At 64.0% G+C, this 21,576-nt stretch carries 18 protein-coding genes; 9 read left to right on the top strand and 9 right to left on the bottom strand.

The window, feature by feature from the left end:
* Positions 1–160: 160 nt before the first annotated feature.
* Positions 161–814, bottom strand: a complete 654-nt coding sequence (locus L0U82_RS03970; protein WP_233828645.1) for an OmpA family protein — start codon at positions 812–814, stop codon at positions 161–163.
* Between the two features lie 344 nt (positions 815–1,158).
* Here L0U82_RS03970 and apbC point away from each other — a divergent pair, with 344 nt between their 5' ends.
* The 5 genes from apbC to L0U82_RS03995 all read left to right on the top strand — a co-directional run bounded on the left by apbC (position 1,159) and on the right by L0U82_RS03995 (position 6,801).
* The gene (gene apbC, locus L0U82_RS03975; RefSeq protein ID WP_233828647.1) at positions 1,159–2,247 is read left to right on the top strand and encodes an iron-sulfur cluster carrier protein ApbC; all 1,089 of its coding nucleotides are present in this window, start codon (positions 1,159–1,161) and stop codon (positions 2,245–2,247) included.
* A gap of 152 nt (positions 2,248–2,399) precedes the next feature.
* Positions 2,400–2,936, top strand: a complete 537-nt coding sequence (locus L0U82_RS03980) for a superoxide dismutase family protein (protein WP_233828649.1) — start codon at positions 2,400–2,402, stop codon at positions 2,934–2,936.
* Between the two features lie 176 nt (positions 2,937–3,112).
* Positions 3,113–3,682: a dCTP deaminase gene (gene dcd / locus L0U82_RS03985; RefSeq protein ID WP_233828650.1), complete on the top strand. Its 570-nt coding sequence runs from the start codon at positions 3,113–3,115 to the stop codon at positions 3,680–3,682.
* 90 nt (positions 3,683–3,772) lie between these two features.
* Positions 3,773–6,058 (top strand): arginine/lysine/ornithine decarboxylase, encoded by a 2,286-nt coding sequence (locus L0U82_RS03990; protein WP_233828651.1) that lies wholly within the window; start codon positions 3,773–3,775, stop codon positions 6,056–6,058.
* A 2-nt stretch (positions 6,059–6,060) separates the two neighbouring features.
* A complete protein-coding gene (locus L0U82_RS03995; protein WP_233828652.1) occupies positions 6,061–6,801 on the top strand; it encodes a lysozyme inhibitor LprI family protein in 741 nt (246 codons plus the stop codon).
* Between the two features lie 30 nt (positions 6,802–6,831).
* On the opposite strand, the gene L0U82_RS04000 is transcribed toward L0U82_RS03995, so the two are convergent.
* The 4 genes from L0U82_RS04000 to zwf form a co-directional block, all read right to left on the bottom strand.
* A complete protein-coding gene (locus tag L0U82_RS04000; protein ID WP_233828653.1) occupies positions 6,832–7,758 on the bottom strand; it encodes a bestrophin family protein in 927 nt (308 codons plus the stop codon).
* 173 nt (positions 7,759–7,931) lie between these two features.
* The gene (locus L0U82_RS04005; RefSeq protein ID WP_233828654.1) at positions 7,932–9,848 is read right to left on the bottom strand and encodes a bifunctional transcriptional regulator/glucokinase; all 1,917 of its coding nucleotides are present in this window, start codon (positions 9,846–9,848) and stop codon (positions 7,932–7,934) included.
* Entirely contained in the window at positions 9,826–10,545 is a 720-nt protein-coding gene (gene pgl / locus L0U82_RS04010; RefSeq protein WP_233828655.1) for a 6-phosphogluconolactonase, read from the bottom strand. Before pgl ends, L0U82_RS04005 begins: the two co-directional genes overlap by 23 nt.
* A 237-nt stretch (positions 10,546–10,782) precedes the next feature.
* Positions 10,783–12,246 carry a glucose-6-phosphate dehydrogenase gene (gene zwf, locus L0U82_RS04015; protein WP_233828656.1) on the bottom strand — a complete coding sequence of 488 codons (1,464 nt, stop codon included), beginning with the start codon at positions 12,244–12,246 and terminating at the stop codon, positions 10,783–10,785.
* A 557-nt stretch (positions 12,247–12,803) separates the two neighbouring features.
* Here zwf and L0U82_RS04020 point away from each other — a divergent pair.
* The 4 genes from L0U82_RS04020 (at position 12,804) to L0U82_RS04035 (ending at position 17,289) form a co-directional block, all read left to right on the top strand.
* Positions 12,804–14,051, top strand: a complete 1,248-nt coding sequence (locus tag L0U82_RS04020) for an ABC transporter substrate-binding protein (RefSeq protein WP_233828657.1) — start codon at positions 12,804–12,806, stop codon at positions 14,049–14,051.
* Between the two features lie 233 nt (positions 14,052–14,284).
* Entirely contained in the window at positions 14,285–15,223 is a 939-nt protein-coding gene (locus tag L0U82_RS04025) for a carbohydrate ABC transporter permease (protein WP_233828658.1), read from the top strand.
* On the top strand, positions 15,213–16,070 hold the full coding sequence (locus L0U82_RS04030) for a carbohydrate ABC transporter permease (RefSeq protein WP_233828659.1): 858 nt from the start codon (positions 15,213–15,215) through the stop codon (positions 16,068–16,070). Before L0U82_RS04025 ends, L0U82_RS04030 begins: the two co-directional genes overlap by 11 nt.
* A gap of 103 nt (positions 16,071–16,173) precedes the next feature.
* A complete protein-coding gene (locus tag L0U82_RS04035) occupies positions 16,174–17,289 on the top strand; it encodes an ABC transporter ATP-binding protein (RefSeq protein WP_233828660.1) in 1,116 nt (371 codons plus the stop codon).
* A gap of 125 nt (positions 17,290–17,414) precedes the next feature.
* On the opposite strand, the gene L0U82_RS04040 is transcribed toward L0U82_RS04035, so the two are convergent.
* From L0U82_RS04040 to trxB, 4 genes are all read right to left on the bottom strand, one after another.
* A complete protein-coding gene (locus L0U82_RS04040; protein ID WP_233828661.1) occupies positions 17,415–18,335 on the bottom strand; it encodes a LysR family transcriptional regulator in 921 nt (306 codons plus the stop codon).
* Positions 18,336–18,530: 195 nt separating this feature from the next.
* The gene (locus L0U82_RS04045) at positions 18,531–19,190 is read right to left on the bottom strand and encodes a glutathione S-transferase family protein (RefSeq protein WP_233828662.1); all 660 of its coding nucleotides are present in this window, start codon (positions 19,188–19,190) and stop codon (positions 18,531–18,533) included.
* Positions 19,191–19,324: 134 nt separating this feature from the next.
* Entirely contained in the window at positions 19,325–20,104 is a 780-nt protein-coding gene (locus tag L0U82_RS04050) for a Smr/MutS family protein (RefSeq protein ID WP_233828664.1), read from the bottom strand.
* 298 nt (positions 20,105–20,402) lie between these two features.
* Positions 20,403–21,404, bottom strand: coding sequence for a thioredoxin-disulfide reductase (gene trxB, locus L0U82_RS04055; RefSeq protein WP_233828666.1), 1,002 nt, complete (start codon positions 21,402–21,404; stop codon positions 20,403–20,405).
* Positions 21,405–21,576: the final 172 nt, after the last annotated feature.

Raw genomic sequence — 21,576 nt, forward strand, 5'->3', positions numbered from 1 at the left:
GAGTTCGAAAATTTTTTTCGGCATTTGCGGGAAATGGATTCTGGCCGGATTTGGCCCGATTCCGCTTATGTCGCGCCGTGTGTCTGGCGCGCCAAGCGGGGCTGCCGGGCCCTAAGACCACGGCGGCACCGCTGCTTGCCTTTCCTCTTGCGACGCGTGCTTATTGCGTAGCGTGCTGCGCGGTGGCGCGCAGGTAGATTTCCACGCGGCGATTAGCTGCCCGGCCTGCTTCGGTGTTGTTGTCGGCGATCGGCTGGCTCGGGCCCATGCCGGTTGCGGACAGGCGCTGCGGCGCGATGCCGCGTTGTCCCAGATAGCCGGTCACGCTCTCCGCGCGGTTGACCGACAGCGTCTGGTTATATTGCAGCGAGCCGGTGCTGTCCGTGTGGCCGACGACCGATGCGACGACTTCCGGGTTCTGCTGCAGGGTTTGCGCGAGCTGGTCGAGCACCGGTGCGAACGACGGCTTGATCGCATAGCTGCTGGTGTCGAACGTCACCGAACTCGGGATGTTCAGCTTGAGCGAGCCGTCCGGCTGCTCGGTGATCTGCGTACCGGTGCCCTTGGTGGCGCCCGACATGCGGTTACGAATCGCTTCCCAGTTGTAGCCGGTGACACCGCCCACCGCCGCGCCGACGCCCGCGCCGATCGCCGCGCCCTTGCCGCCGCCGAAGATGGCGCCCAGCGCCGCTCCGGATGCAGCGCCGACGCCGGTGCCGACTGCAGTGTTGGTGCCCTGTTGGGTGGCGCAGCCTGCCAGCAACGAGCCGGCCACGGCAAAGACAGCCAGGCGAGTCATGATTTTTGCATTCATTTTCAATTCCTCTTGAGTGAAGCGGACAAACCAGCAGGTAGCGGTCGACCTATCCGGCGAACATACGCCAGTACCGCGGACAACTCCAAAACATCTGAACGATGGCAATCCTACGCCATTTTTTCCGCGGTCCGACAGCGAAGAAGGGTCTTCGGACAACGCTTGCCGGCAGACACTACAATAGTGTCTGAAACAGGTCGCGATGCGGCCCCATGGCGTGCCGCCGCCCCGAAGGGTGCCAGGCACGTCCGGTTTGCGCAATCCTGTATAACAATTTCTTTCAAATTCCGGCGCGTGGCCGCCTTCGCTCCCGCCGCGCCGCACGTCTTCCCCACGGAGTACCAATGAGTATCGATCGGGCTTTGGTCGACGCCGCCATCGCGGCCGTCACGGACCCCAACACCGGCTCGCCGTACGCGGCCGCAAAAAGCGTTCGCGATGTGACGGTGCAAGGCGACACCGTCAGTCTGCAGGTCACGCTTGGCTATCCGGCGATGAGCCAGTTCGACACGATTCGCAAACAGTTCGCCGACGCGCTCGGCGCGGTGCCGGGCGTCGCGAACGTGCGCGTCGAGGTTTCGCAACAGATCGCCGCGCATACGGTGCAACGCGGCGTGAAGTTGCTGCCGGGCGTGAAGAACATCGTCGCGGTGGCGTCCGGCAAGGGCGGTGTCGGCAAGAGCACGACAGCGGTGAATCTTGCGCTCGCGCTCGCGAGCGAGGGCGCGTCGGTCGGCATTCTCGACGCCGACATCTACGGCCCGTCGCTGCCGACCATGCTCGGTATCGTCGGCCGCCCCGAATCACCCGATGACAAATCGATGAACCCGATGACCGGTCACGGCATTCAGGCCAACTCGATCGGCTTTCTGATCGAGGCGGACAACCCGATGGTGTGGCGCGGCCCGATGGCGACCTCGGCGCTCGAACAGCTGCTGCGGCAGACCAACTGGCAAGACCTCGACTACCTGATCGTCGACATGCCGCCGGGTACCGGCGACATCCAGCTGACGCTCGCGCAGCGCGTGCCGGTCACCGGCGCGGTGATCGTCACGACGCCGCAGGACATCGCGCTGCTCGACGCGAAGAAGGGGCTCAAGATGTTCGAGAAGGTCGGTATTCCGATCCTCGGCATCGTCGAGAACATGGGGCTGCATATCTGTTCGAACTGCGGTCACGAAGAGCATATCTTCGGCGCGGGCGGCGGCGAGCGCATGGGTCAGGAGTACGGCGTCGACGTGCTCGGCAGCCTGCCGCTCGACATCACGATCCGCGAGCAGGCCGACTCGGGCACACCGACCGTCGCTGCCGACCCGAACGGGCGCATCGCGGCGATCTACCGGTCGATCGCGCGCAAGGTCGCGGTCCATATCGCCGAGCGCGCGCGCGACATGAGTTCGAAGTTTCCGAACATCGTCGTGCAGAACACCTGAGCGTGACTTCGGACTGATCCCAGGCGGCCGTTCCGGCAACGGATATCGGGGCGCGAGAGCGCGATTTGCGCGTGCTCTCGCGGTATCATGTCGGCTTCACGAGTCCGGCTCGGCGGCTGCAGGGGCGGCCGTCCGGCCGGCAAGAGGATCGCATGGGAAAACGAATCGACGGGCAGGTGGTGCATGCGTTCATCGTTCTGACTGCCTGCTGCCTGTTGTTGAGCGGCTGCGGCGTGTTCCTGAGACCCCAGGAAAAGCGCGCCGACGCGCAGCTGCTGCCCACCGTGGGTAATCAGGCGCGCGGTCTCGTGACGTTCATCGAGCACTCGGACGGCGTCCAGGTGACGTACAACCTCGCGGGTTTGCCGCCCAATAGCGACCACGCACTGCAAGTCCACGAGCGCGGCGACTGCAATGCCGCCGACGGCTCGAGCGCCGGCCCGGTGTTCTCGCCGGCCGCCGAGCGTCTGAAGGCGGGCGCACGCGTCGAGGGCGATCTCGGCAATATCCATGCGGATGCGAATGGCGTCGCCACCGGCTTCATCGTTGCGCCGGACGTGTCGCTCGACGGCATCCGCTCGGTGCTGCAACGCGCGGTCGTGCTGCATCACGACGCGACCGATCCTTATGCGTATCCGCAGCATGGCGCGGGCGTCGCGCTAGCCTGCGGCGTAATCCGCCAGCAGTGAGCCTTCGGTTTCCTTCGCGATTCTTCCACCGTCGCACGGCCCGCGGCGCGATCGGCCGCAGCATTTCCGTGATCGCGTAAAATAAGCGCCTTCGCCGTTCGGCTGGGCGCCGAAGCGCCAGCCGTTTTCACCCACCTTTCGTCACACCTGTCATTCACGTCGAGCAGCGTTCATCTATGACCATCAAATCCGACAAGTGGATCCGGCGCATGGCCGAGTCGCACAAGATGATCGAGCCGTTTGCGCCCGATCAGGTTCGCGTCTCCGCAGACGGCCGGAAGATTGTCAGCTACGGCACCTCGAGCTACGGCTACGACATCCGCTGCGCCGACGAATTCAAGATCTTCACCAATATCAACTCGACGATCGTCGATCCGAAGAACTTCGACGAGAAATCGTTTGTCGATTTCAAGGGCGACGTCTGCATCATTCCGCCGAATTCGTTCGCGCTCGCGCGCACGGTCGAGTACTTCCGCATTCCGCGCAGCGTGCTGACCGTGTGCCTCGGTAAGTCGACGTATGCGCGCTGCGGGATCATCGTCAACGTGACGCCGTTCGAACCGGAATGGGAAGGGCACGTCACGCTCGAATTCTCGAATACGACACCTTTGCCTGCGAAAATCTACGCGAACGAAGGCGTCGCCCAGGTGCTGTTTTTCGAAAGCGACGAGATTTGTGAAACGTCGTACGCGGATCGCGGCGGCAAATATCAAGGTCAGCACGGCGTCACGTTGCCGAAAACGTGACATCGGCAGCGTCTTGACCCATTAGCAATTCGGGTGACCGCTGCGTTTTCGACATAACGCAGCGGTCGTTTTCTTTTTGGAGAATCGCCCATGAAGTTTCGTTTTCCCGTCGTCATCATCGATGAAGATTTCCGCTCCGAGAACATCTCGGGTTCCGGCATTCGGGCGCTGGCCGAAGCCATCGAGAAAGAAGGCGTGGAAGTGCTCGGGTTGACGAGCTACGGCGATCTGTCCTCGTTCGCGCAGCAGTCGAGCCGCGCCTCGTGCTTCATCCTGTCGATCGACGACGACGAACTGCTGCCGTACGTCGATAACGTGGTGGTCGAAGGCGAGACGCCGGAGCTGGCGGCCGCGATCGTCGCGCTGCGCGCGTTCGTAACCGAAGTGCGCCGCCGCAACGCCGACATTCCGATCTTCCTGTACGGCGAAACGCGCACGTCGCGCCATCTGCCGAACGACATCCTGCGCGAGCTGCACGGCTTCATCCACATGTTCGAGGACACGCCGGAGTTCGTCGCGCGCCATATCATCCGCGAGGCGAAGGTGTATCTCGACGCGCTCGCACCGCCGTTCTTCAAGGAGCTGGTGCAGTACGCGGACGAAGGTTCGTACTCGTGGCACTGCCCGGGCCACTCGGGCGGCGTCGCGTTCCTGAAGAGCCCGCTCGGCCAGATGTTCCACCAGTTCTTCGGCGAGAACATGCTGCGCGCCGATGTCTGCAACGCGGTCGACGAACTCGGCCAGCTGCTCGACCACACCGGTCCGGTCGCGGCCTCCGAGCGCAACGCCGCGCGCATTTTCAGCGCCGACCACGTGTTCTTCGTGACCAACGGCACGTCGACGTCGAACAAGATCGTCTGGCACGGCACCGTCGCGCCCGGCGACATCGTGCTGGTCGACCGCAACTGCCACAAGTCGATCCTGCACGCGATCACGATGACCGGCGCAATCCCGGTGTTCCTGACGCCGACGCGCAACAACTTCGGCATCATCGGCCCGATTCCGCGCAGCGAGTTCGAGCCGGAAAACATCCGCAAGAAGATCGAGGCGAACCCGTTCGCGCGCGAAGCGCTCGCGAAGAACCCGAACCTGAAGCCGCGCATCCTGACGATCACGCAGAGCACGTACGACGGCGTGATCTACAACGTCGAAATGATCAAGGAGATGTTGGGCGAATGGCTCGACACGCTGCACTTCGACGAAGCATGGCTGCCGCACGCCGAATTCCACGATTTCTATCAGGACATGCACGCGATCGGCTCGGGCCGTCCGCGCATCGGCGCGATGATCTACGCGACGCACTCCACGCACAAGCTGCTCGCCGGCATTTCGCAGGCCTCGCAGATCGTCGTGCAGGATTCGAAGAACAGCCGCTTCGACAAGCATCGGTTCAACGAAGCGTATCTGATGCACACGTCGACGAGCCCGCAGTACGCGATCATCGCGTCGTGCGACGTGGCCGCGGCGATGATGGAAGCGCCGGGCGGCACCGCGCTCGTCGAAGAGTCGATTGCGGAAGCGCTCGACTTCCGCCGCGCGATGACCAAGGTCGACGTCGAATACGGCGATGACTGGTTCTTCAAGGTGTGGGGCCCGGACCAGTTCGCCGAAGAAGGCATCGGCTCGCGCGACGACTGGATGCTGCGCCCGAACGACGCGTGGCACGGCTTCGGCCCGCTCGCCGAAGGCTTCAACATGCTCGACCCGATCAAGGCGACGATCGTCACGCCGGGTCTCGACATGGACGGCGGCTTCGGCGAGACCGGCATTCCGGCCGCGATCGTCACGAAGTACCTGGCCGAGCACGGCATCATCGTCGAGAAGACCGGCCTGTATTCGTTCTTCATCATGTTCACGATCGGCATCACGAAGGGCCGCTGGAACTCGATGGTGACCGAGCTGCAGCAGTTCAAGGACGACTACGACACCAATCAGCCGCTGTGGCGCGTGCTGCCCGAGTTCGTGCAGCATCATCCGATGTACGAGCGGGTCGGTTTGCGCGATCTGTGCCAGCAGATCCACAGCGTGTATCGCGCGAACGACATCGCGCGCCTGACGACCGAGATGTACCTGTCGAGCATGGAGCCGGCGATGAAGCCGTCCGACGCATTCGCGAAGCTCGCGCATCGCGAGATCGACCGGGTACCGATCGACGAACTCGAAGGCCGCGTCACGTCGATCCTGTTGACGCCGTACCCGCCGGGTATTCCACTGCTGATCCCGGGCGAGCGCTTCAACAAGACCATCGTCAACTATCTGCGTTTCGCGCGCGAATTCAACGAGCGCTTCCCGGGCTTCCATACGGATATCCACGGGCTCGTCGGCGAAATGATCAACGGGCGCATCGAATATTTCGTCGATTGCGTGCGCGTTTGACGATGCAGCGAGTGAAGTTCCCGTCGGGCGTCGATCGCTGGCGGTGCGGGGCCGGTGCATGGGCCTTCGCGCTGGCGGCCGGCATCGCGGCGCTCGGCGGCGCGTTCATCAGTCCCGCTGCGCATGCCGAAGTCGCCGCCGCCGATCCGATCGACGCGTCGATGCGCGCGTGTCTCGCGCGCGCCGACATGTCGACGACGATGGGGCAGGTGCAGTGCATGGACAACGCGCGGATCGCCTGGAAGGCGGCCGTCGACAGCGCCTATCAGCAGTTGCTGTCGAAGCTGCCGTCTGCACGGCGCCGGTTATGGCAGAAGAGCCAGTCGAGCTGGCTCAGCTCGCGTGATGCCGAGCAGCAATTGCTCGACGCTGTATTCGCGACGACCCGAGGTTCGATGTACGTGCTCTCCGAGGCGGATATGCAGTTGCAGCCGGTGCGCGATCGCGCGCTCGTGTTGCGCAGCGCGCTCGCCACCGCGAGCGGACCGCCGCCGCGCCCGCCGCGCGCGTGCAAAGCGGATGCGCATTGCGAACACGCGATGTTCGATCTGAACCGCTACTACCGCGTTCTCAATACGAAGATGCCGGCGCGCTCACGGCCTACGCTGGTGCGCGCGCAACGCGCGTGGAGCGCGTATCTGACGGCATCGACGCCGCTCGTCGACGAACGTGGGCGCATCGACATCATCGGTGCGCGCGTCGCGACGATCAAGCGGCTGTCCGAAACGGTCGGTAACGACTGAGCCGCCGCCCGGCGCTCGCGGCTCCGGCCGTCAATCCAGCAGATAACTTTCGCCGCGCGATCCGGCCGGCGTCAGCGCCGGTTCGCCGCGCAGATCGCGCATCGCATCTTCGATCGTCGCCGACATCGTGTTGAGCGCGAGGTCGTTATCATCGGTGCCGAACGGTTCTTCGAGCTGCGCCGCGATCGCCTCGTGCGCCATGAACGTGTACGCGACGAACACCGCGAATACCGGCGTAAAAACGCCGATGCTGTCGACCAGACCGAACGGCAGCGACGCGCAGAAGAAATACACGGTGCGATGAATCATCACCGAATACGCGAACGGCAGCGGTGTCGACGCGATGCGCTCGCAGCCGCCGATCACGTCCGACAAGCCATTCAGATTGCGGTCGAACGCGAGCACTGCCATCGGATCGAGCGCGCCCGTGCGTGCGTGGCGTCGCACCCATTCGCCGAGGCACAGCAACAGCATCGCCGGCCTGTAGCGCGCGGCCATCACGCGCTCGAACAGCGCCGCGGGTAGACGCGCGGCGAGATCGTCGCGCGGATCGGTCTGACGTAACTGATGACGCAGCGCATGCGGCAGCGCGCTCAGCATCGCGACAAATTCGGCAGTGTCCTGTTCCGATAACTCGCGCGACGGCATCGTCAGCGCCTGACGCGTTAGCGAGCGCGACTCGTTCAGCAATTGCCCCCACAGCTTGCGCGCTTCCCACCAGCGGTCGTAGCTCGCGTTGTTGCGAAAGCCGAGAAACACGGCGAGCGCGATACCGACCAGTGAAAACGGCGCGGTCGTATTCAGATTCAGACTGACGGGCAACAAATGATCATGCGCGGCCAGCGCGATGATCGCGATGACGAAGATCAGAAAAAGCCGCGGCAGCAGTTGCGGCAGCACCGAGCCGCGCCACGCGAGCAGCATGCGGAACCAGTTGAGATGCGGGCGGATGATCATGGGGCGCGTTGAGTCGGCGGATAAGTCAGGCGATAAAGCACCTATTATCGATCGCTTTTTGCGCCGCACATAAAAGAAAACCCGCGCGGTGTGCTTCGCGTTCGAAGCTCACCGCGCGGGTTTGTTCACTCACTCACTCATTCGCCGCCAGCGTAGCGGAACCCGCCTTCGCGTCAGTCCCGCGCCGACGAAGCCGCGCCGTGGCTCAGCCAGTCGAGCACCGCGCTCACGTCGTCGTCCGCGCCTTCGCGGGCCCGCTCGACCGTCTCCGCGACGTCGTCGCTCGGCACCGCGCGACGAATTGCCACGCCAACCGCGAGGATATCGATCATCGTCAGATGCAGGATGCGCGAGATCATCGACAACTGCGACTCGCGAATCTCGATGTGATCGGTCTCCAGCGCCACCGTTGCGCGCTTGGCGAGCGGCGTGTTGCTCGACGTGATCGCGATGACCTTCGCGCCAGCCTGCATCGCGACGTCCAGTACACGCAGCAGCTCGGGCGCGCGTCCCGACTTCGATACCGCGACGATCACGTCGCCCTTGCCGAGCAACGCGGCGGAGGCCGCCTGCATGTACAGGTCGCCGTAGGCGATCGTCGGAATGCCGAAGCGGAAGAACTTGTAGTGCGCGTCCTGCGCGACGATGTTCGAGTTGCCGAGCCCGTAGAACTCGATACGCCGCGCGCCGTTCAGCAGATCGATCGCGCGCTCCACATGCTCGAAGTTCAGATGCTCGCGCAACTGCAGAATCGCCGACACCGTGTTGTCGAGCACCTTCGCGCCGAAGTCGGTCGCGGTGTCGCCCAGATGCACCTGGCTGTGGCTGACCGGAATCGTGCCGGTCAGACCGGTGGCGAGCTTCAGCTTGAAGTCCGACAGACCCTGGCAGCCGAGCGAACGGCAGAAGCGGATCACGGTCGGCTGGCTCACGTCCGCCTTGCGCGCGATATCGACGATCGGATCGTTGATGATCGAGCGCGGATGATTCAGCGCGAGATCGGCGACGCGGCGCTCGGCCGGCGTCAGCGCGTCGCGCATCTGGCGAATCCGCTCGAACACCGCCGACGAACTGCCGCCCGCGCGATTCGACAACTGCTCGGCGAGAATCGCCGAGACGCCGAGAAAGGCCGGGTATTCGGCGGTGATCACATAGGTGGGCACGCTCTGCAGATACGCCTCGAAGCGGCCCTTTGCCTCGAAGCGCTTGCGAAACGACGAGCGCGCGAAGAATTCGCCGAGCCGCGGCACCACGCCGCCGCCGATATAGATGCCGCCGAGCGCGCCGAGCGTCACCGCGATATTGCCGGCGAAGGTGCCGAGAATGCCGCAGAACACGTCGACCGATTCGGCCGCGAGCGGCTCGCCTTCGAGCGCGCGTTTGACGATCTCGACGGTGTCGACGTTGGCTGCCACGCGCTTCTTGTCGCGGCCCGCGAGCGCGCGGTAGATCACCTCGATGCCGGGGCCCGCGGCCACGCGTTCGAACGACACGTGCGACCACTTCTTGCGCGCGTATTGCAGCACGATGTCCTCGCGCTCGTCGGCGGGCGCGAAGGTGGCGTGGCCGCCTTCGCTGCCGAGCGCGATCCAGCGGTCGTCGGCGGGAATCAGGCCCGATACGCCCATGCCGGTGCCGGGGCCGAGCAGGCCGATCACGCTGTTCGGCCGGCGCGCGCCGCCGCCTACCTGCACGCGTTGCGCGTCGGTCAGGCCGGGTAGCGCCATCGCCAGCGCGGTGAAATCGTTGACGACCAGCAGCGTGTCGAAACCGAGCGCCCGGCGCGTCGCTTCGATCGAAAAGGTCCAGTCGTGATTGGTCATGCTGACCTGGTCGCCGTCGACCGGGTTCGCGATCGCGATCGCCGCGTGATTGACGCGGCCGATCTTCATGTCCTTCAGATACTTCTTGATGACTTCGGCAACACCCGGATAGTCCGCGCACGGATAGACCTGCACCGAGCCGATTTCACCAGGGCGTGTTTCGAGCGCGAAGCGTGCATTGGTGCCACCGATGTCGGCCAGCAGTCTCGGTCCGTCGGCGTGCTGGCCCGCGCCCGGCATTGCTTTAGTTTGCACACCAGTAGACATCGAGTCTCACTCCCTTGTCGTTTGCCAACTGCGAGATGGCATTTTTTTGTAGCGAAGCGGCGGCTGCATTGAGCACGTCCATCTTGCGCGGTCCAGCGATCAGCAGAAACAGATGCTTCACTTCCTTCAGCGCGGAAAGCGACCAGCTCACGCGCGCGTGCGGTGCGGCACCCGGGTGCACGGCGACGAAGCGCTCGGTCGTGGTGATCGCGTGATCCCATTCGGGCGAATCCGCGAAGATCGATGCGGTATGGCCGTCCTCGCCCATGCCGAGCACCACGACGTCGGGTACCGCGGCAAAGCGTGCATCCGCGTTCAGCGCGGCGACGTGCGCATCGAGCTCCTGGGTGGTGTCGACCAGCGGCCAGAACGTCGCGTTGCGCGCGGCGTTCTGCAGCAGCGTGGCGCGCGCGAGTTGCGCGTTGCTCGCGCTGTCGCTCTCCGGCACCCAGCGGTCGTCGACCAGCGTGATCGCGATACGCGGCCAGTCGAACGCCTGGGTGGACAGCGTCTCGAGGAACGGACGCGGGCTGGTGCCGCCGGATACGGCCAGCATGGCCGGGCGCGCGCCCGGGTTTGATGAGGTGCCGGTGGCGGCCGCCTGCGCGGCAAGCGACGCATGTAGCGCGTCGCCCACCGCTTTCGCCAGCGCGTCGGATTGGGCGCGCTGGTCGTCGAAAGCGTTAAGCTGGATCACTTCTCCTCCGTGCTGCTTTCTTGTTAGGCCTGCGGAATCAGCGTTGCTGCTTTCGCGTGACGTTTGCGATGCGGGGGGCTTGCAGACGTCTTACACGATACCGGCGCGATTCCGTTCAGTTCGTCGGTGGGGTCCTGCCGGCGCCGCGCGAATTGCCGCTGCGAAGTGCTGCCGCGATTGTTGCCAGATTGTTGCCAATATCGCGCGACGCCGTCCATCAATTCAAATTCATCAACGTCAATTCTCTTCCTCGAGCCAGCAGGTGCCGTGCTGCGCGAGCATCGCGCTTGCCGCGGCCGGTCCCCACGTGCCCGCCGCATACGGCTTGGGCGGCTTGTGCGAGGCCTGCCATTCGTTCAGGATCGGCTCGACCCAGCGCCACGCGGCTTCCTGTTCGTCGCGCCGCACGAACAGCGCGAGCCGGCCGTGGATCACGTCGAGCAGCAGCCGCTGATACGCCTCCATCTGTCCTTCGCGGAAGAACTGATCGAACGCGAGATCGAGGTGCACGCTCGCGAGGTTCATGCCCTCGCCGGGCTGCTTCGCCAGACAGTACAGACGAATCGTCTCGTTCGGCTGCAGGCGGATCACGAGGCGGTTCGCGCCCGCGCGCAGCGCCGGAGCGCCGAGCGCCGAATGCGGCACCGGACGGAAATTCACGACGATCTCGGCGACCCGATCCGCCAGCCGCTTGCCCGTGCGCAGAAAAAACGGCACACCGGCCCAGCGCCAGTTCTCGATCTCGACTTTAAGCGCGACGAAAGTTTCGGTGGAGCTATCGGGTTTGACGCCGTGCTCGGTCGCGTAGGCCGGCACCGTGGTGCCGCGAATCACGCCCGAATGATACTGGCCACGCACCGCAACCTTGCCGATTTCCTGGGGATCGACGGGTTTTAGCGCGCGCAGCACGCGCAGCTTCTCGTCGCGCACCGAGTCCGAATCCATCGAGTGGGGCGGCTCCATCGCGACGATCGACAGCAATTGCAACAGGTGGTTCTGCACCATGTCGCGCAGCGCGCCGGTATTGTCGTAGAAATCGCCACGCGCCTCGACGCCCAGCTCCTCGGCGATCGTAATCTGGATGCTCTCGACCCATTCGCGGCGCCACAGCGGCTCGAACAGCGCATTGCCGAAGCGCAGCGCGAGCAGGTTCTGCACCGGCTCCTTACCGAGATAGTGGTCGATCCGGTAGATCTGCTCTTCCGCGAAGATCTCGCCGACCGCATCGTTAATGGCATTCGAAGATTTCAGATCGTAACCAAGCGGCTTTTCGAGCACGATGCGCGCATTGGTATTGAGCCCGACCGAAGCAAGCGCATGACAGATCGGCACGAACAGCGACGGACCGGTCGCCAGGTAGAACACGCGGATGCCGGGCAGGTCCTGCACTGCATCACGCAGATGCACGAAGTCTTCCGGCTTGCCGAGATCGATCTTCGCGAACTCGATGCGTGCGAGGAAGCTCGTCCACGCGCCTTCGTCCACACCGTTCTTCGATACGTGGGGTTTGACGTGTTCGTCGACCCATTGCAGGTATTCGCCGCGATCCGCCACGTGCCGCGCCACCGCCACGATCTTGCCGCTGTCGGCGAGCATGCAGCCGGCACGGTGCGCTTCGAACAGCGCGGGCAGGATCTTGCGCATCGACAGATCGCCGGTTCCGCCGAAGAGAACGAAGGTGAAGCTTGAATCGGTTTGCATGAGTCTCCGTCGATGTCCTGAAGGGCCGCCGAGCCGAACCGGTACGACCGCGCAGTGCCGCGCGCTGACCGAAAAGAGCGACCGTAGTCCGATAAAATATTTTTTGACACTGAATTGTAGTTTAACTACAATCCAAATCAAGAGGTAGCGCTAATTCGATGAAAAAAGCGTGCGCTGTTCAGGCGGGATGCGCGTTTTTGCGAATCGGCAGGCGTCCCCCGCATGTTAATAGACAGGGGCCGCGCTTGCCGACCGGCCTGCGGGGTCGTTACCCGCTGCTTGCGTAACGGCAGGCATCGGATCGGTGCAGGAAGTACCTCGAGTCTGCCGCGCGACGCGGGCAGGCAAAAATCAAAAGAGGAGACAGTCAGTTGCATCCCGAACCACTCACCTCTTGAGCGTCCAGCGGCCGGACATCGGTCCGCCGGCGCATGCCGTCGCGCATGCGCCCGACCATGCTCGATCGCCCAGTGCTTTGCCTGTTTGAACCAACCACAGCACCCTGGCGACATCAGGGGCCATTCGTTTTTTGTTCAGGTGTCTGGAGGAGATAAGCAATGAAATTTCGCGCGATCATGGGCGCTCTGTGCGCTGCGGGTCTGATGTGTGGCGTGTCGGCCGTGCAGGCCGCCGAGTCGGTCGAAGTGCTGCACTGGTGGACTTCGGGCGGCGAATCGAAGGCCGTCGGCGTCCTCAAGGACGACATGACGAAGCAGGGCTACACGTGGAAGGACTTCGCGGTTGCGGGCGGCGCCGGCGCGGCTGCCATGACGGCACTGAAGACGCAGGTGATCTCGGGCAACGCACCGAGCGCCGCGCAGATCAAGGGTCCGCTGATCCAGGACTGGGCTTCGCAGGGCGTGCTGGTGCCGATCGACCCGGTCGCCGGCGACTGGAAAAAGAACCTGCCGCCGGAAATCGACAAGATCATGCATGCGGACGGCCACTATGTCGCCGCGCCGTTCTCGGTGCATCGCGTGAACTGGCTGTATATCAACAAGGCAGCGCTGGATAAGGCCGGCGGCAAGGTGCCGACCACGTGGCCTGAATTCTTCGCGGTGGCTGACAAGATGAAAGCCGCGGGCATCCAGCCGATCGCGATGGGCGGCCAGCCGTGGCAGGACCTGACGCTGTGGGAAGACGTCGTGCTGTCGCAAGGCGCGGACTTCTACAAGAAGGCACTGGTCGACCTCGACGAGAAGACGCTGACCTCCGACAAGATGATTGGCGTGTTCGACACCGTGCGCAAAATCCAGGGCTACTTCGACGCGGGCCGCACCGGACGTGACTGGAACCTGGCAACGGCAATGGTCATCAACGGCAAGGCCGGCATGCAGTTCATGGGCGACTGGGCGAAGGGCGAATTCACCAACGCCGGCAAGAAGTCGGGCAGCGACTTCATCTGCGCGGTCGTACCGGGCACCGACAAGGGCTACACGTTCAACGTCGACTCGTTCGTGTTCTTCCAGCAGAAGGGCCAGAAGGCCGCGACGCCGGGCCAGCTCGCGCTCGCGAAGACGATCATGTCGCCGGAATTCCAGGAGCAGTTCAGCCTGTACAAGGGCTCGATCCCGGTGCGTCTCGGCGTGCCGATGGACAAGTTCGACGACTGCGCGAAGAAGTCGTACGCGGATGAGCAGGTCGCGATCAAGGCAGGCGGCTATGTGCCGTCGCTCGCTCACGGCATGGCTCAACCGGACGCTGCTGCCGGCGCGATCTCCGACGTCGTCACGAAGTTCATGAACTCGCAGGAAGATTCGAAGACCGCGGTTCAGGCGCTCGCGAAGGCAGCGAAGACCAAGTAAGTGAAGTAAGGCGAAGCGTTGCGCCCGGCGGCTTGCAGTGAAACGCCGGGTGTGTCCTTCGGGCCGCCTTGTACCGCACGTCGTACCGCATGTCGTATCGCGTCGAGCGTTGCGGCAACGTGAGGCGCGAGGCGGCTTCACTCTGGTTTCATCGAGTCACACCCATGCTGTTGCGGTCCCGCATCTTGCGTAGGCGGTGAGCCACACGGCACAGTTTCAGCAGGAGTCGAGTAGTGACTGCTTCTATCAGCGGAAACGGGAAAACGGCTGCCGCCACCCGCCGCGCGTCGCCCACGGCGGCCCTCGCCGATCGCTGGATTCCGAAGCTGGTGCTCGCGCCCAGCGTCGTGATCAGCCTGATCTTCGTCTACGGCTTTATCGCAATCACCGGCTATCTGTCGCTGTCTACGTCGCGGCTGATGCCCCGTTTCGAGTTCGCCGGCCTCGAGCGTTATCGCGAACTGTTCGACAACGACGTGTTCTGGACCTCGGCCAAGAACCTCGGCTGGTTCGGCATTCCGTTCATCGCGATCTGTATCGGACTCGGTCTGTTTCTCGCGATCCTGCTCGATCAGCAGATTCGCAACGAAGGCGCGCTGCGTGCGGTGTTCCTGTACCCGATGGCGCTGTCGTTCATCGTGACCGGTACCGCGTGGCAGTGGATTCTGACGCCGAGCATCGGCATCGAGAAAGTGTTCCACGACTGGGGCTGGACGAGCTTCTCGTTCAACTGGCTCGGCGACCCGGATAAAGCGATCTTCTGTATCGTGATCGCGGCGGTCTGGCAATCCACCGGCTTCGTGATGGCGCTGTTCCTCGCGGGGCTGCGCGGTGTCGATGGCGAAATCTTCAAGGCCGCGCAGATCGACGGCGCGGGGCTGCCGACCATCTATCGCAAGATCGTGATTCCGAGCATGCGCCCGGTGTTTTTCTCCGTGCTACTGATTCTCTGCCACATCACGATCAAGACCTTCGACCTCGTGGTCGCGCTGACCGCGGGCGGCCCGGGCACGTCGTCGTCGCTGCCGGCCATCTTCATGTACACGTTTTCGTTCAATCGCGGGCAGCTCGGCGTCGGCGCGGCATCGTCGATGATGATGCTCGCCACCGTCGTGGCCGTGCTCGTGCCGCTGATGTATCTGGAATCGAGGAGCACGCGCAATGCAGCCTAAGATGACGATGAGCCGTGCCGTCATTTACGCGGCCCTGATCCTGTTCGCCCTGTATTTCCTGTTTCCGCTGTACGTGATGCTGTCGACGTCGTTCAAGGACATCGACCAGCTGCGCACCGGCAACCTGCTCACACCGCCGACCCACTGGACCATCGATCCGTGGCTCAAGGCATGGAGCGGCGCCTGCACCGGCGTGCGCTGCGACGGCATGCAGCCGTTCTTCATGAACTCGGTGCGCATGGTGATTCCGGCCGTGCTGATCTCGTCGATCATCGGCGCGTTCAACGGTTATGTACTCACGCACTGGCGTTTTCGCGGCGCGGATCCGATCTTCACGATGCTGCTGGTCGGGTGCTTCATTCCGTTTCAGGCGATCCTGCTGCCGATGGCGCGCTTCGAAGGCATGATGGGCCTGTCGAACACGACGACCGGTCTGGTGCTGGTGCACGTGATCTACGGTATCGCGTTCACGACGATGTTCTTCCGCAACTTCTACGTCAGCATTCCGGCTGAGCTCGTGAAGGCCGCGCGGATCGACGGCGCGGGTTTCTTCACGATCTTCACGAAGATCCTGCTGCCGGTGTCGCTGCCGATCTTCATGGTGTGCCTGATCTGGCAATTCACGCAGATCTGGAACGACTTCCTGTTCGGTATCGTGTTCTCCGGCGTCGATTCGATGCCGATCACGGTGGCGCTGAACAACCTCGTGAACACCTCGACCGGCGTCAAGGAATACAACGTGGACATGGCCGGCGCGATCATCGCGGCGCTGCCCACCTTGCTCGTCTACATCATCGCCGGACGTTACTTCGTGCGCGGCCTGACCGCGGGCGCGGTGAAGGGCTAAATGAAGCGCTAACTCATCGTAGAGCGGCGGCGTCGCGGCGAATCCGCGCCGCCGTCACCCGACAAGACGTTTTCAAGCAGTACCAGAGAAGAGGATTCACAGCATGGCAAGCCTTTCCATCCGTGACGTGTACAAGACCTACCCGAACGGGGTGCCGGTTCTGAAGGGTGTCAATATCGACATCGAAGACGGTCAGTTCCTGATTCTGGTCGGCGGCTCGGGCTGCGGTAAGTCGACGCTGCTCAACATGATTGCCGGTCTCGAAACCGTGACCAAGGGCGAGATCCAGATCGACGGCAAGACGGTCAACAACCTGTCGCCGAAAGATCGCGATATCGCGATGGTGTTCCAGTCGTACGCGCTCTATCCGTCGATGACGGTGCGCGAAAACATTTCGTTCGGCCTGAATATCCGCAAGGTGCCGAAGCAGGAGCAGACGCAGATCGTCGAGCGCGTGTCGAACACGCTGCAGATCAAGCATCTGCTCGATCGCAAGCCGGGCCAGCTGTCCGGCGGCCAGCGTCAGCGCGTCGCGATGGGCCGTGCGCTCGCGCGCGACCCGGTGATGTTCCTGTTCGACGAGCCGCTGTCGAACCTCGACGCGAAGCTGCGTATCGAGATGCGCTCCGAAATCAAGCTGCTGCATCAGCGTCTCGGCACGACGATCGTCTACGTGACGCACGACCAGATCGAAGCGATGACGCTCGGCGACCGCATCGCGGTGATGAAGGACGGCATCGTCCAGCAGTTCGGCGCGCCGCAGGACATCTACGATTCGCCGTCGAACCTGTTCGTCGCGGGCTTCATCGGCGCGCCGCCGATGAACTTCATCGAAGGCAAGCTGGTCGAGCAGGGCTCGGGCGTCGGCATCGAACTCGATACGGGTGTCGCGCGCAAGGTGCTGGTGCTGCCGTTCGAGTCGTCGAAGGTGCGCTCGCATATCGGCGCCAATGTGATTCTGGGCCTGCGTCCGGAGCGCATCACCGATGCGCGCGGCGCGCACGGCGACGACTCGAAGCTGCAGCCGGTCGACGTGCTGGTCGATGTGATCGAGCCGACCGGTCCGGATACGCTGGTGTTCGCGCAGATCAACGGCAAGCGCGTGGTGAGCCGCGTGCACCCGGCATCGAACCCGCAGCCGACGATGACCACGACGCTGCTGTTCGATACGTCGAAGGCGGTGCTATTCGATCCGAGCAATGAAGAGCGGATTGCGTAAGCGTTAGATCCTTCGCTTCGCAAAGGAAAAGCCCCATGCGTTGAATAGCGCATGGGGCTTTGTTTTTGGGTGCGGCGCGCGCGGTGCGTGCGGGCGCCAACGCCAACGACGTCAACGCCAACGCGTTATGCCGCGTCCTCCAGACTCAGGTCCGGATTGTTGCGCGCGAGTTCGCTGACCCATTCGATGAACGCGCGCAGCCGCGAACTCAGATTGCGGCGGTGCGCGTAGAGGACCGACAGCGGCGTGCCGGGGCTCGTGTAGTTGCCGAGAATTTCCTGCAACGCGCCTTGCTCGATCAGCTCGGCGACCATGAAGCGCGACGGCTGGATGATGCCGTGGCCGAGCACGGCCGCGCCGATGTACACGGAGCCGTCGTTGACCGCGAGCGTGCTCGTCATCTGTACCCGTTCGATTTCGCCGTTCACCTGATATTCGAACGGGAAAGTCTTGCCGCTGCGCGCGGACACGTAGTTCACCGCGCGATGTTCGGCGAGTTCTTCGAGCGTGGTGGGGGTGCCGAACTTCTCCAGATATGCGGGCGATGCGCACGTGACGATCCGCGCGAGCCCGATACGCCGCGCGACGAGGCTCGATTCCTCGGGCGTGCCCATGCGGATCACGCAATCGACACCGTCCTGGATCAGGTCGATATTGCGATCCGCGAGACCGAGGCGCACGTCGATTTGCGGATACTGGCGGTAGAAGTCGTCGAGCGCGGGCAGCAGCAGCGCGCGCGCAAGCGTGCCGGACGTATCGACGCGAATCGTGCCGGCCGGATTCTCGCGCTTGTTCGACAGCGACGATTCGGCGTCGGCGACATCCGCGAGAATCGTCACGCAGCGTTCGTAGAACGCCGCGCCGTCTTCGGTCACGCTGACCTGGCGGGTCGAGCGGTTCAGCAACCGCACGCCGACGTGTTCTTCGAGTGCCTGGATCGTGCGGCTGACCTTTGCGCGTGGCAGGTCGAGCGATTCGGATACTTTGGTGAAGCTGTTCGCTTCGACCACACGCGTAAATATCTCCATCGCTTCGAAACGGTCCATGGTCTGCCTTGTGAGTGGTGAGCCGGGGCAAGGGCGGGACGCGCTTGCGAAAAGACGAAGTCTACCGCGAGGAAAACGTGTTGTCTCCGAGGGGGCGGCCGTGGTGCGCGCCTGCCCGCTGCGGTCGTTGCTGTTGGTATCGCCGCCGCGCCCGCTTTCGCCGGATTCGTCGGGTTTGTCGTGTCCTTGCCGTGCTCAGTCGCGATCGGGCGCGCCAAGCGGAAAGAACGATCGATACGGTCGCGCTTCGTCGACCGCGCGCGCGAACGACGGCCGCGCGAGCAGCCGCTGCCGATAGGCATGTACGTGCGTGAAGGCCGGATCGATCGCATGCGTCCAGTCGGCGTAGAACAACGACGGCGCGGCGGCGCAGTCCGCGAGGCTGAAGCTCATGCCGGCGGCCCATTCGCGCCCGGCCATGTGCTGGTCGAGCCATGCATAGGCGGTCTCAAGCGCGGCGCGCGCATCGGCGACGCCGCGCGGGTCGTGCTCCGTGTCGGCGCGCAGGCTGTCGTAGACGATCCGTTGCACTGGCGTCGAAATGTAGTTGTCGAAGAAGCGATCCATGCCGCGCACGTCGAGCGCCGCGCGCGGGTCGGCGGGCACCAGTGCGACGGGGCCCGGATAATGCAGGCCCAGATATTCGATGATGATGCTCGACTCGACCACGGTCCGGCCGTCATCGACGAGTATCGGAAAGCGCTTCAGCGGCCATCGCGCGGCGAGTTCGGCCATGGCGCTGGGGTTGTCGGGCGCGAGCACGCGCATCTCGAACGGCGTGTCGTTTTCGTAGAGCGCGATCAGCGCCTTCTGGCAGTACGAAGAGAACGGGTGGGCAAACAGTTGCAGGGGCATCGCGATCACCTCCGGTGGTTGCAGCGAACGGTGCGCGGGTGACGACGCTCACGGCGGTCACAGCGCGACGGCCACAGCGGCCGTTTACCTGACGACGAGCAGCGATGGCGAAAATCGACAGTCCCTCAGCCCGTTCAGCCCTTCGTTTGACCCGCCGCTTGAACCCCATGCGACGGCAACGCTCCCGGCTGCAGCAGCACGACCACCGCACCCGCGCCACCGTCGTGCGGGCGCGCCTGGCAGAACGCGATGACCTCGGATTTCTGCACGAGCCACGCGCGCACCTTGCCCTTCAATACCGGTTCCTTGCCGATCGACCCCAAACCCTTGCCATGGATCACGCGCAGGCAGCGCAAGCCGCGCTTCACCGATTCGCGGATGAATTCCGCGAGCGCTTCGCGCGCTTCCTCGCGCCGCATGCCGTGCAGGTCGATCTGCGCCTGCACGATCCAGTCGCCGCGCCGCAGTTTGCGCACGACGTCGCGGCTCACGCCGGGGCGGCAATACGACAGCGTTTCATCGGTTTCGAGCAGCACTTCGGGATCGAACTCGTCGGAAATCGCTTCGTGCAGCACCGCCTCTTCGTCGAGCAAGGTTTGCACCGGCAGCGGCGGCGGGGGATTGCGCGTCACCGATGCGCGCGGCGGCACTGCGAGCGGCGCGACTTCGCCGATTTCGCGGCGGAACATATCGGCGTCGGCCGCCGCTTCGCGCTGGGCCGCTTTCGCGACGGCCTGTTCGCGTTCGCGCCGCTGCGCATCGCCTTTTAGCGCGTCGCGCAGCGCGCCCAAGCCGGCAAGTCCACTCGTGCGCTCGAGCTTCGGCGCGACGGCGGGCGCGGCCGCTTCAGGCGCGGGCCGCGCAGCGGTGCGCGGGCGTTTCGGTTCGTTCGGATGTGGCTGATTCTTCGGCATATCGGCAGTACACGCGGGAAGGTCGATCGGTGGTGCGGGGCGGGCCCCGCGATGCATCAGGCGCATCGGTTTGCGGGCGAATCAATGGTTAACGCGCGAAACCACGCGGCGATCGCAGCCGCGAAAGCTCGCCAACATGCGACGCAAACGCGATGAGCACAAAAAAGGCCGCCAGCTTTTCAGCCGCGGCCTTTATCTGCAATCGAGACGGCCGGGCTTTGCCCCACCGCCATTTTACCGTCGCACTCGCTGTCGTGATCCGACGTGGTGATCCCGCGTCGTGATCACGCGCCGCGGATCAGCGCTCCGCTTCCTGGCTCATCGCGTGTTCGCCAGCCATCTCGTCGATGGTCTCCAGATAGCGCTGAGCGTCGAGCGCGGCCATACAGCCAGTGCCGGCGCTCGTGATCGCCTGACGATACACGTGGTCCTGCACGTCGCCTGCGGCGAACACGCCCGGCACGCTGGTCGCGGTCGCGAAGCCGTTCAGGCCGCCCTTCGTGATGATGTAGCCGTTCTTCATCTCGAGCTGGCCCGCGAAGATGTCGGTGTTCGGCTTGTGGCCGATCGCGACGAAAAGGCCTTGCAGCGCGATGTCGGTGGTTTCGCCGGTCTGCGTGTGCTTGATGCGCAGGCCGGTCACGCCGGACTGGTCGCCGGTCACTTCGTCGAGCGTATGGTTCCATTTGATCTCGACGATGCCTTCCTTTTCCTTCGCGAGCAGGCGGTCGATCAGGATCGGCTCGGCGCGGAACTTGTCGCGGCGATGGATCACGGTCACCTTCTTCGCGATACCGGCCAGATAGAGCGCTTCTTCGACCGCGGTATTGCCGCCGCCGACAACGGCCACGTGCTGCTGCTTGTAGAAGAAGCCGTCGCAGGTCGCGCAGGCGGACACGCCCTTGCCCATGAACGCTTCTTCCGACGGCAGACCGAGGTATTGCGCCGACGCGCCGGTCGAGATGATCAGCGAATCGCACGTGTATTCGCCGGAATCGCCGATCAGGCGAATCGGCTTTTCATCCAGCTTGGCCGTGTGGATATGGTCGAAGATGATTTCGGTGTTGAAGCGCTCGGCGTGCTCGAGAAAGCGCGCCATCAGTTCCGGGCCTTGCACGCCGTTGGCGTCGGCCGGCCAGTTTTCGACGTCGGTCGTGGTCATCAGCTGGCCGCCTTGCGCGAGGCCCGTGACGAGTACCGGCGACAGGTTGGCGCGTGCCGCGTAGACCGCCGCCGTGTAGCCGGCAGGGCCGGAACCGAGAATCAGAACCTTGGCGTGTTTCGTTGCTGTTGCGGGCATGATCGAATCCTTGTACGGCGCGCGGCTCGCCGTTGCGAGGCCGTGCGTTTTTGAGCTGAAACTGTAGATGGGTGTCAGTGCGGCATTATAAAGGGCGGGGCGCGCGGCTGCGCCATGAAGCTTTCCGATCACCGCGATAGCGTGGCGGCGCGCATTGCCGTGACGCCCGTGT

It is taken from the genome of Paraburkholderia sp. ZP32-5 (genome assembly GCF_021390495.1).
Classification (GTDB): Bacteria; Pseudomonadota; Gammaproteobacteria; order Burkholderiales; family Burkholderiaceae; genus Paraburkholderia.